Annotated in this window: 11 protein-coding genes; all 11 read right to left on the bottom strand. The window is 35.8% G+C overall.

Annotated features, from left to right (window positions below; all coding sequences use genetic code 11):
• Window positions 1-209: 209 nt before the first annotated feature.
• Window positions 210-689 carry a sigma-70 family RNA polymerase sigma factor gene (locus HT685_RS02505; RefSeq protein WP_173224791.1) on the bottom strand — a complete coding sequence of 160 codons (480 nt, stop codon included), beginning with the start codon at window positions 687-689 and terminating at the stop codon, window positions 210-212.
• A gap of 120 nt (window positions 690-809) precedes the next feature.
• Window positions 810-2768, bottom strand: a complete 1959-nt coding sequence (gene ftsH / locus HT685_RS02500) for an ATP-dependent zinc metalloprotease FtsH (protein ID WP_173224795.1) — start codon at window positions 2766-2768, stop codon at window positions 810-812.
• Between the two features lie 15 nt (window positions 2769-2783).
• Window positions 2784-3326, bottom strand: coding sequence for a hypoxanthine phosphoribosyltransferase (gene hpt / locus HT685_RS02495; protein ID WP_000892171.1), 543 nt, complete (start codon window positions 3324-3326; stop codon window positions 2784-2786).
• A 4-nt stretch (window positions 3327-3330) separates the two neighbouring features.
• Window positions 3331-4608 (bottom strand): tRNA lysidine(34) synthetase TilS, encoded by a 1278-nt coding sequence (gene tilS, locus HT685_RS02490; RefSeq protein ID WP_173224798.1) that lies wholly within the window; start codon window positions 4606-4608, stop codon window positions 3331-3333.
• Window positions 4605-5873 (bottom strand): serine hydrolase, encoded by a 1269-nt coding sequence (locus HT685_RS02485; protein WP_173224801.1) that lies wholly within the window; start codon window positions 5871-5873, stop codon window positions 4605-4607. The genes tilS and HT685_RS02485 overlap by 4 nt, the downstream gene beginning before the upstream one ends.
• On the bottom strand, window positions 5866-5988 hold the full coding sequence (locus tag HT685_RS10275) for an SP_0009 family protein (protein WP_257884889.1): 123 nt from the start codon (window positions 5986-5988) through the stop codon (window positions 5866-5868). The genes HT685_RS02485 and HT685_RS10275 overlap by 8 nt, the downstream gene beginning before the upstream one ends.
• A 4-nt stretch (window positions 5989-5992) precedes the next feature.
• A complete protein-coding gene (locus HT685_RS02480; protein WP_050216165.1) occupies window positions 5993-6361 on the bottom strand; it encodes a septum formation initiator family protein in 369 nt (122 codons plus the stop codon).
• Window positions 6354-6620 carry an RNA-binding S4 domain-containing protein gene (locus tag HT685_RS02475; protein WP_001234978.1) on the bottom strand — a complete coding sequence of 89 codons (267 nt, stop codon included), beginning with the start codon at window positions 6618-6620 and terminating at the stop codon, window positions 6354-6356. Before HT685_RS02475 ends, HT685_RS02480 begins: the two co-directional genes overlap by 8 nt.
• Window positions 6621-6677: 57 nt before the next feature.
• Window positions 6678-10187 (bottom strand): transcription-repair coupling factor, encoded by a 3510-nt coding sequence (gene mfd / locus HT685_RS02470; protein ID WP_173224805.1) that lies wholly within the window; start codon window positions 10185-10187, stop codon window positions 6678-6680.
• A complete protein-coding gene (gene pth, locus HT685_RS02465) occupies window positions 10188-10757 on the bottom strand; it encodes an aminoacyl-tRNA hydrolase (RefSeq protein WP_173224808.1) in 570 nt (189 codons plus the stop codon).
• Window positions 10758-10828: 71 nt separating this feature from the next.
• On the bottom strand, window positions 10829-11944 hold the full coding sequence (gene ychF, locus HT685_RS02460; RefSeq protein WP_173224811.1) for a redox-regulated ATPase YchF: 1116 nt from the start codon (window positions 11942-11944) through the stop codon (window positions 10829-10831).
• Window positions 11945-11976 lie beyond the last annotated feature (32 nt).

Below are 11976 nucleotides of genomic sequence, written 5' to 3'. Positions count from 1 at the left end.
ATCTGAAACGCTTTCAGATGACGGGATTTTGTGCGCTCTTTTTTTCGATTCCTTTCGGCTACAAAAACGATGAAATAAAGCATGATTAAAACCAGTGGAACTTACCCTGACACGGATTTCCACTGGTTTTTAGGATTTTTATCAGACTAACTTCCACTTGGATTAGCGGTGGAAGTTAGTTTGGGAATTTACCTTTTTTGCATGACTTCCTAGTGGGTACGGATGTCAAACTCTTTAAACACAATACGTAAGTCCTTTAGCACTCTTTGACGCCCTCGGAAGCGTTCATCCCTTAAGACGCGTTCTAACTCTTCTTGTTGCTCTTTAGTTTGTTTGTTTCTATAATCTCTTAGGGTTTCATGAAAGAGATAATAGTCATCTAGCCACAGACCGCCCTCACTTATACGATGACTTATCTCACCCACTTCTTCATAAGGTTCTTTATTATATCTTCGTTTGTGGCTTTCCTGCTTACGGAGATAATCTAAAATTCGATTCCGGAATTTTGTTTTGAAATATTTCCTTAAACGAGGGATATCTTCTACCAGCCCTTCTTCTCTACTAATCAATTCATGTAGACATATCATGCCCTCTTGGTCCCAATCCGATAGCTCCCACAAATGAAGGTAATATTCATTTCTACACTTGTATACAATTCCTTGGACTTCTTCATACATTTTTTTAAGCATAATCTTCCCCTTTCTAGATACAGTCTAACAGATTCAGAAACACTTTTGGCACATTTCCTCCATTCTGCACCCTTTAGATCCTCAACTGCACAAAAAAGAGAGGACAAGCCTCTCTTTGGGTTATTTTTCGTCATTCATTTTTGACTTTACTTCATCATAAGATAATGCATGAGACTCCTCTTCTACGGTTTCAGGCATCTTTCCTGTTTCATAAAGAGCTTTAATTTGTGTACTATCCAATGTTTCATATTTCAATAATGCTTCTGCAATCAACTTATGAGTTTCACGATTTGATTGGATGATTTCAGCAGCTTTATTTCGTGCTTCATTTAATAATGAACGAACCTCTTCGTCAATTTCATAAGCTGTTTGTTCTGAAATTGATTTTTGAGGACTCTGTGCACCAAACATAGCATGATTTCCTTCATATTGTACTGGGCCAAGTTTTTCACTCATACCGTACTCTGTAACCATTGCACGCGCCATTTGTGTCGCTTGTTCAAAGTCGTTTGAAGCTCCTGTAGTTTGGACATTAAAGATAATTTCTTCAGCTACACGTCCACCCATTAAGCCAGCCAATTGCTCTTTCATATCTTCTTTAGATAGAAGCATTTGATCTTCCTTAGGAAGTGCAATCATGTAACCACCTGCACGACCTCTTGGTACAATTGTAACCTTATGAACAACACGGGCATTCGACAAGACTAGACCAACAATGGTATGTCCTGCCTCATGGTAGGCAACCAATTCACGTTCTTTTTGTGAAACTGTCTTATCTTTCTTAGAAGGTCCAGCAATCACTCTATCTTCTGCTTCATCAATATCTGAAGCATCAATTATCGATTTATTGCGACGAGCGGCAACCAAGGCTGCTTCATTCAAGACATTCTCTAAATCAGCACCAACAAAGCCTGGAGTTTGTTGAGCAACTAATTTCAAATCAACATCTTCTGCTAAAGGCTTGTTCTTAGCATGAACTTTCAAGATTGCTTCACGACCTTTGACATCAGGACGGCCAACCAATACTTTTCTATCAAAACGTCCTGGACGCAGAAGGGCAGGGTCAAGTACATCTGAACGGTTTGTAGCAGCGATGACGATAATCCCTTCATTTCCCTCAAAACCATCCATCTCAATCAAGAGTTGGTTCAAGGTTTGTTCACGTTCGTCATTACCTCCGCCTAAACCAACTCCACGTTGACGTCCGACAGCATCAATTTCATCGATAAAGATAATAGCTGGCGCTGCTTTTTTGGCATCTTCAAAAAGAGAACGAACACGACTAGCTCCAACTCCGACAAACATTTCTACAAAGTCAGAACCTGAGATACTAAAGAATGGAACGCCTGCTTCTCCGGCGACTGCCTTAGCAAGCAATGTCTTACCTGTTCCCGGAGGTCCCTCCAAAAGAACACCTGCTGGAATCCGGGCTCCAAGTTTTGTAAATCGTTTTGGATCTTTTAAGAATTCAACAACTTCAACTAGTTCTTGTTTTTCTTCCTCAGCTCCAGCAACATCTGAAAATCTTACTTTAATATCTTCTTTATTTGCAGCTTTAGCCTTACTACGTCCAAAACTCATTGGGTTACGACCATTGCCTCCCCCCATATTTCCCATCATAGAGAATAGGAAGAAGAATAGAATTCCAAATGGCACAATGGATACGAGTAGATTAATCCACATACCACTTGAACTTTCATGCTTAATAGTTACTTCTGCTTTATGGTCCGAAGCAAGTTTTTGCAATTCTGATACTGTAGTATCAGAGGGAAGAATAATACTTGAAAATTTCTCTACTGTTGTAACAGATGGAGAAAAGAACTGAATGCCTGTTTCTTCTTTACTTGTTTTAGGATTTTTATAGACACCCGAAACTTCGATAACACTACCATTTGGTTGGTAGGTTAATTCTTTTACATTGTCATCGGTAATTTCTTTTACCAATTCTGTATAATTAATTTGCTCACTTTTCCCTGCAACACTACCTGTACTAAAATACTGGTAAGCTGTAACTAGGAAAAAAATAAGTAATAACCATAGAAATGGATTTTTAATTAAACCATTATTTTGTTTTTTCATTAAAAATTGTTCTTTCTAATTTGAATACACTTCTTCTTTCAATACTCCAACATAAGGAAGATTACGATAATTTTCTTTGTAGTCTAAACCATAACCTACTACAAACTCATTTGGGATAGTAAAGCAGGTATAGTCTGCCTCAATTTCTACAACACGTCCCTCTGGTTTATCCAATAAAGTTGCAATCTTAACAGAAGCTGCATCTCTTGCAATAAACATATCTCGCAAATTCTTCAAAGTTTGACCTGTATCAATGATATCCTCTACAAATAGAACATGTCTTCCTTTAATATCTTGAGTTACATCTTGCTTGATATTGATGACACCACTACTTGCTGTTCCACCATGGTAGCTAGAAACCATCATGAAGTCCATTTCAATATGTGTATCAATATGTTTGACCAATTCAGCCATAAAAGGAATAGATCCTTTTAAAATCCCAACCAAGATTGGATTTTTTCCTGCATAGTCCTTAGTTAATTGAGCACCTAATTTTTTAGCAGCTTCTGTAATTTCATCGTGTGAAACGAGGATTTTTTTAATATCGTTTTCTAACATTTTTTTACCTATCTATTTTTTCTATATAAAGTACAGTGTTCATTATATCATTTTTCGTGTTTTTACTCAAATCACTAGTCGCAATTCCCAAAATTGAGACAATTTCACCAAATTGCTCAATAATCAGAGCAGATTTTCGCTTTTCCATAGGGATTTTCAAATCAATAAATAGACGTCTGAGTTTTTTTCTATGCCCATTTTGAATCAAAAAATCTCCTCTTTTTCGATGACGAATGAGTATTGATGTTTCCCGTGAAACAGGTATTCGTTGAATTGATTCACCTTCTAATGGAAGTCCAAAGGAAAATAAATAACCTTGATAAGATACCTGATTTTGATAGTGTAACACAAGTTCATCTTCCTTTTCATCAGCCTGCGGACTGATTTTACAAATCTGAAACTGTTGATACTCTTTTATCAATTCATAGCCATTTTTAAGCAGATGACGATACTGGCTTTTAGTTTTTAAAATTTGCCGAACTTCAGCAAACTGCGCTTTTGTAAGATTCAAATCTGGAAAACGATTCAGATAAGTTTGAAGTAAAACTCTTTGTGTAGACTCAGAGTAAGACAATAGCTGATCTAAATTTTCTACATCAATATTATTAGATAATTCAGCTATAGCTAAGTCATAATCTAAAATTTCATTTCCAATACTTAAGATTGCATCTCTAAATCTAGGATTTTCTTTCTCTAATTCTGGTAAATAAGAGTTTCGAATACGATTTCGAAAATAATGATTTTCCTTATTTGATGTATCTTCAAAGTGAAAAATTGAAGGAAAGTCTTTTTTCTGAAAATGCAAGAAGGGACGAATGATTTCTATCTCTCCTACTACTTGCTTCTCCTTAATTCCTGATAGATAGCGCAAACGAGTACCTCGAATCAAACGCATCAAAATCGTTTCCACCTGGTCATCAGCATGGTGGGCAGTGACTAAAGCTGTCGCACCTGTCTTTTTCATGACCTCTTGAAAAAAATCATAACGAAAATGTCGAGCCCGCGCTTCTGAAAATTCTCCTAAAAAATTGCTAATATAAATAGGAAGCTCTGCTTCAGCAGCTAACTTCCTTAATTCCTGTTCTTCCCAATCTGATTCTACTCTCTGCTTATGATTCACATGTGCTAAAATCAGTTCAATTTCTAACTCTTTTTGATAAGTAGATAATACCTTAAATAGAAACATAGAATCTAACCCACCAGAAAGAGCTAGCACCACCTTAGTATGCTTTTTGAAATATCCCTTCTTGAGAAAATGATTTAAAAAATCTTGTTTTCTCATTTTAGAACCTCATAAACATCCTTGGATATCTGAGAAATTGTATCATAATCAGAATTCTTAGTGAAAATAGAAAGAATAAATGGAGAATCTGCGTAGACAACACCCGTATCATGCTTAAATTCGTCCGCATCCCCAATTTTATGAGCTACCTTCACAGAAACACCTTTGGCAATTCGCTGATTATCAAAATCTGTTTTAGTCAAAGACTCTAGCACAAATCCATTTTGATTATAAATAGCTTCCATGACCTTCCCGGCCATCTTGGAAGAAATCAATTTTTCTTTTGGATCCCAATCATCTCCCATAATGGCAGACATCTTGGATTTGAATGTGGCATCAGATTGGTTTGAAATGTAATAACCCAATAGATTATGAGCTACATTATCAGATTCTTTAGATACTTTTGTGATTAAGTCCTTGAGAGAATACTCTTTATTATCCTCTTTTTTAGGAAGACTACCACTTCCCTCTGGTTTATAAGAACCTGGAAAATCATTGACTGCAGATACGTATTTTACAGTCGTATCTAACTGATAAAGACCATCATTTATTTTTTCTTGCGCATAATAGAGATAAGGGAGTTTCAAAACGCTAGCTGCATACATCTTTTCATCTTGATTGATACCTGCTTCTTTTCCAGTAGTCAGTTGCTTAACATAAATAGAGAATGAATCCTTCTGATATTTTTCCGATAACATTTCTTGGACTTTACTCATCCGATTATCTTCTTCAGAAGTTGATTCTTTAGCTACCCATCCAGCCTGATCAATATGTAGAAATTCTCTTCCTTCTACAAACATGGTCTTATCAATTGATACTTGTGAATAAGCTGATAAGGATGATTTCACTTCTTTTAAATCATAAGGACTATTGTACAGTTTAAAGTCAGATTCTAACCATACTTTTTTTATTATTGGAGTTACCTCTGACTGATCATATAAAAATCGTTTGTCCGCAGCTATAAATTGATGATTTGATAGCTTAAATACCGGAATTCCTTGTTTATTTAAGCGCCACTCGGTTATTTGAAAACTTGTTTTAGGAGTCAATTTTCCAGATTCCACTACTAAATCTTCATTCGCATAGACAGGAACTTCTCCATAAACCATAGGAGAACTTAGCTTTTCTCTAAAATAAATACCAAAGTCAGATTGTGAAAGGTAATAAATTTCTTTCGAAGTATAGACGACTTCTTTTTCTGTGCTAACGACTTTTGAGATGGTCAAAAAACTCGGTAGCAACAAAATAATTAAGAATTTACGCATTCTTCCTTTCCTTTTCTTCTTGTAAACACAATAATTGATTTTTATCAGCCAATTCTTCCAGCTTTTCATCTGATAAACTCAAAAATTGCTCAATTACATCTAATAAATTTTCCATTTTATCACCTTTGAAGCAAGTCAGGAATCGTATAAACTATTTCCCTCGACTTAGAATAATAGTACTTCGCTCGTGTATATTTGGCAGCATAATCCTCATCTTTCAACTTGGTAGCAAATGCTGTCTCCTTATCCTTTTCATCACTCAAAGTCCGATACTGAGTTTGCAAGTCTGCTAATTGCTGACGTCTTTGGAGTAATTGCTGATAACTCTGCGCTAAATTAAAAGTTGGCAAGATAAATAACAGCATAATCAAAATCAGTACCCAACCCATGAAACGATTCCGTTTTTGTCGCTCTTTCATCAGGTAGCGCCGACGTTGGTATTCATTTTGAATAAAAGAATTATTCAATTGTACAATATTCTTAGACATTTTCTTCTACCCGTGTTTCACTGATAATTTCATACATGCCTGCTGCATCTTCTTTTTTTGTACTATCTTTCATCTCCAGTACTTTTACAAGTAACAATTTATTTCCAAAACGAATTTCAACTTGGTCATTAACTTTCAAGTCCGTTGAACTTTTGGCCAAGATTCCATTCACCTTGATTCTGCCTTTATCTGCTACTTCTTTTGCGACTGTACGACGCTTGATAATTCGCGATACTTTTAAATATTTGTCTAATCTCATCCTTATTACCTCAACTTATTATTGTACCATTTTTATCTATTTTATAGAAGAAAAATATCAAATGGAATTTTCTTTCTTAGACTCTTTTATCTCTAATAAACTTTCTCCAAAAATCAGCAGACCTTCTAAAATTTCATAATCTTTCTTATTTTGGACATCAAATACAAGCTCCATTAATCCCTTATTCTCAGCGATGCCTGCTTTTAAGTTCGTTGCGGATAAAGCTTTAAAATAATCTTGAGCTAAAAACAGTCGTTGAGTGACTTTTTCAAATTGAACTGTAATTTTATTATCTTTTCTTTCCACACGTTGAACAAATACCTTGTCCAAATATGACTTGACTAAACCAATCTCTAAAAGATAGGCTACTACATCTGGGTATTCTCCAAAACGGTCTATCAACTCCTCTTGTAACTCTTCATAATTGACACGGTTGTCAATTTGACGAATTTTCTTGTAAATTTCAATCTTATGTCGTTGATCAGAAATATAAGTATCAGGAAGATAGGCATCAATTTGCAAAATCAACTCAGCATTCCCTCTGGTTCTTGTATTAGTGTTAGCATTACCGTTTCGTTTAGCAATAGCTTCCTCTAATAACTGCGAATACAATTCAAAACCAACAGAATCAATGAAACCAGACTGGGATTTTCCTAGGAGATTCCCTGCTCCACGAATCGAAAGATCTCGCATAGCAATCTTAAATCCAGATCCCAATTCTGTAAATCCTTTAATCGCTTCTAATCTCTTTTCAGAGACTTCACTAATCGATTTTTCTGGACGATACATGAGATAGGCATAAGCAATACGATTACTACGACCGACTCTTCCTCTTAACTGATACAAGGTTGACAAGCCCATATGGTCCGCATTTTCAATAAATAAAGTATTAGCATTTGGAATGTCCACCCCTGTCTCAATAATGGTAGTCGTCACCAAGATATCGTATTGTCCCTCAATAAAGTCTAGTAGAGTATTTTCCAACTGGATTTCACTCATTCGACCATGAACATATCCAATCGAAGCCTCTGGAATCAACTCCTGTAATTCTGAAACCTTCTGGTCAATCGTGTCAACTTTGTTGTAAAGGTAGTAAACTTGACCTCCACGCTCCATTTCACGCAAAACAGCATCACGAATGACACTCTCATTCTTTTCCAAAACATAGGTTTGCACTGGATAACGATTAGTCGGCGGAGTTTCAATAACAGACAAATCTCTGATTCCCAGCATAGACATATGGAGGGTACGAGGGATTGGAGTAGCGGTCAAAGTTAGGACATCCACTTGTTTCTTCAGTTCTTTCAAGGTTTCCTTATGCTTGACACCAAATCGCTGTTCCTCATCAATAATCATCAAGCCTAAATCAGCAAACACAACATCTTTTGACAAAACACGATGAGTTCCAATCAAGATATCAACTTGACCGTTTTTCAATTTTTCAAGTGTTTCAGTCTGCTCTTTTTTACTTCTAAAGCGACTCAACACATCAATATTAACTGCAAAATTTTGGAATCGTTCCTTAAAATTGGTATAGTGCTGTTGCGCTAAAACAGTCGTCGGAACTAGAACGACAACCTGTTTGTGATCATTGACAGCCTTAAAGGCTGCACGCATTGCAACTTCAGTCTTTCCAAAACCAACATCCCCAACTAAAAGTCGATCCATTGGCTGAGAAGCCTGCATATCTCTCTTGATTTCCTCGATACTACGAAGTTGATCATCCGTTTCAACATAAGGGAAGGCATCATCAAAAGCATCTTGCCCTTCATCATCGGCTGAGAAAGCAAAGCCCTTCAACTGACTACGTTCAGAATAGAGTTTAATTAAATCGTCAGCTATATCCTCTACCTGGTTCTTAACTTTTTGCTTGGCTTTTTTAAAATGACCGTCATTTAATTTATTGAGTTTTGGAGCTTTCCCATCACTTGAAACATATTTAGACAATAGATGAATCTGTTCTACTGGAATAGAGATTTGATCCCCGTTTTGGTATTGAACACTAACATAATCACGGTGAATCCCTTTGATTTCAATTGTTTCAATCCCTAGATATTGACCAATTCCATGGATATGGTGAACAACGTAATCTCCTTTTTCAAGTTCATTGTAATCTTTTAATCTCTCTGCGTTTGAAACATGTTGTCTTCGAAAACGACGTTTTAATTTCTTTTGAAAAATCTCATGTTCAGTTATCAATAAAATCTTTTCATCTACAAAATGAAAACCACGTCTGAGATTACCCTCTATTAAGTTTACAGATTCTTTACAGATACTTGACTTATCTCTGGAATCCAATTTAATCTGATATTCCTCTAACATATCCTCCAATGCCTTACTTCCCATTGAATTGCTAAACTGCAGAATAATGGTGTAATTCATTTTTTTATATCGCTCAATTTCTTCTTTTAGAAAAGAAAATTGATTGAAAAACTCCTGCATAGGATATTGATTAAATTGATAAATTTGATCAAACTTGAGATTTCCTAAACCCTTTTGCAGATTAGAGAAAAAGGTCACCGGACTCTGTTTTTTATAGATTTGCTCTGTATCAGCAAAATACTGCATCTCAGAAAATGCTTTACTGTTCTGTAATTCTTCTGTAAAGTATTGTGCTAATTCTCTTTCAAAGACTTCATACTGATTCATTAATTTTTGATAATCATCAAAGAATATTGGAGTATCTTTTTCAATATAGTCAAATACAGTCCATGTCTTATCATAGCATAAAGATAAAAATTTCCGTGAATCAGAATGAATTTGTTTTTGGTGAAAACTTGAAAGAATTTCTTCTAAGTATGATTTTAAAATAGGTGATAAAGTCTTTGAAATTTGTTTTTCTAAAACTGACTGACCTCGTTGATAATCCTTTTCTCTCAAAAGCATATCACTAGCTGGAAAAATGGTGAGTTCTGTCTGATTTTCTTTTGATAGTTGTGTTTCTACTTCAAATGACCTAATACCATCAATTTCATCACCAAAAAACTCAATTCGGCAAGGTTCTAACTGGGATATTTCAAAAATATCTAAAATATCTCCTCGCAGACTAAATTCACCCTGAGTTTGTACTTGAGTAACTTTTCGATAGCCTATTTCCTTTAACTGATGGATAAGCACGTGTTGGTCATATTCTTCACCAACTGTTATTTTTACAATACTATCTTTGAATACATTTGGAGACGGTAAAATCAATCGACTTGCTGCGATATTACAAACTAAAATCCCTTTCTTAGATGAATCAGTCAAAAAACGCAAGGCTTCAACCCGTGAAATGATTTTTTCTTGTGAAGACATCAAAAACTCGACCATAGGGGAGTCATCTACCAAAAACGGATAAACAAGTTCCTCACCCAAGATAGTGATAAGATCACTAACCAGTCCTTCTGCCTCTCCATAAGTGGACGTCAGTAACACAATCTTATCTTCTTTTTCTAGACTACTTGCAATTGCAAGAGCCTTAGTAGACGTTGATAAACCAAGTATTAGTTGTCTTTTCTTATCTGTCAGATTTTGATACCATTTTTTAATCTGATCATTTTCTGAGAATAAGTCTAATAAGGTCACCATTTATCCATTATACCTCTGCATTGTTTTCTCAAAATTTTTCTCTTGTAAATAGTAGTTTACAGAATCGTCAACCTTGTCAATAGACTGTAAAATATCAATATAATCATCCTTGTCAAACTTACTCAAAACATGGTGAACAACTGACATACCATTTTTAGGTCTTCCGATTCCAATCTTAACACGGTTAAAGACCTGAGTTCCAATATGTTGAATAATAGACTTAATACCATTGTGACCACCTGCTGAGCCCTTTGCTCTTAAACGAATTTTCCCAACTTCCATGTCAAGGTCGTCGTAAATGACGAGTAAATCTTCAATATCCAAACTATAGTAAGTCAATAAAGCATGAACTACTTTTCCACTTTCATTCATAAAGGTCGTTGGTTTGACAAGATAAATTTTTTCTCCATTTAGGAAAAAGGATGCTAGGTCAGCTTGAAATATCTTATCGTGTGTAAAAGTGACATTCTGTTTTTTCGCTAGTTGATCAATCAACATAAAACCAACATTGTGTTTTGTTTCAAAATATTTATCCCCTGGATTTCCCAAGCCTACAAGTAATTTGGTCATTTATTTTTCCTTTCAAAAGCCAAAAGGGTTGGAATTTTTTTCCAACCTAATTGACACAATTTATTAATTTTTTAGACATTAAAGCGGAATTCCATGATATCGCCATCTTGAACGATATATTCTTTTCCCTCTTCACGCAAACGTCCAGCTTCTTTTACGGCCTTTTCAGATCCATATTTCACCAAATCATCGTATGACATGGTTACTGCACGAATAAAGCCTTTTTCAAAGTCTGAGTGGATAATACCAGCTGCTTGAGGAGCCTTCATACCACGTTTGAAGGTCCAAGCGCGAACTTCTTTTTCACCAGCTGTGAAGTAAGTTCCCAATCCAAGCAAGTGGTAAGCTGCACGCGTCAACTTGTCAACGCCTGATTCTGTCAATCCAAGTGCTTCAAGAAACTCTTGCTTGTCTTCATCGTCTAACTCAGAAATTTCTTCCTCAGCACGCGCAGAAATAACGACTACTTCAGCATTTTCTGTCGCTGCAAATTCACGAATTTGTTTGACATAGTCGATAGAATCTGGATCTGAAACTACATCCTCATCTACATTAGCAACATAGAGAACTGGTTTAGTCGTCAAAAGGAAGAGACCTTTGACAACCTTTTGTTCCTCATCTGTGAATTCAATGGTACGTGCTGATTTCCCATCTTCAAGGACTGGTTTAATTTTTTGAAGAACATTAAACTCTGCTACTGATTCCTTATCTTTTTGCGTACGTGCCATCTTTTCTACACGTGCATAACGCTTATTGACTGATTCTAAGTCAGCAAGAATCAATTCCAGATTAATTGTATCAATATCTGCAAGTGGATCTACAAAGGCGTCTTCACGTCCTTGCTCGCGCATGACATTTTCATCATCAAAAGCACGAACTACGTGAACAATCGCATCTACTTCACGAATATTGGCCAAGAATTTATTCCCTAGCCCTTCTCCTTTTGAAGCTCCTTTTACAATCCCTGCAATATCTGTAAATTCAAATGTTGTGGGAACTGTCTTTTTAGGAATAATCATTTCAGTTAGTTTTTGTAGGCGTTCATCTGGAACTTCAACCATTCCAACGTTTGGATCAATCGTCGCAAATGGGTAGTTTGCTGCCTCTGCTCCTGCTTTTGTAATTGCATTAAATAGTGTTGATTTACCAACGTTTGGCAAACCAACGATACCTGCTGTCAAAGCCATATTTCTCATTCTCCGTTTTCATTTCAATCCCT

The sequence above is a fragment of the Streptococcus sp. 5004 genome (genome assembly GCF_013276755.1).
Taxonomy (GTDB): Bacteria; Bacillota; Bacilli; order Lactobacillales; family Streptococcaceae; genus Streptococcus.
The sequence above is the reverse complement of the archived record's forward strand: the minus strand, read 5'-3'. Positions and strand labels throughout refer to the sequence as shown.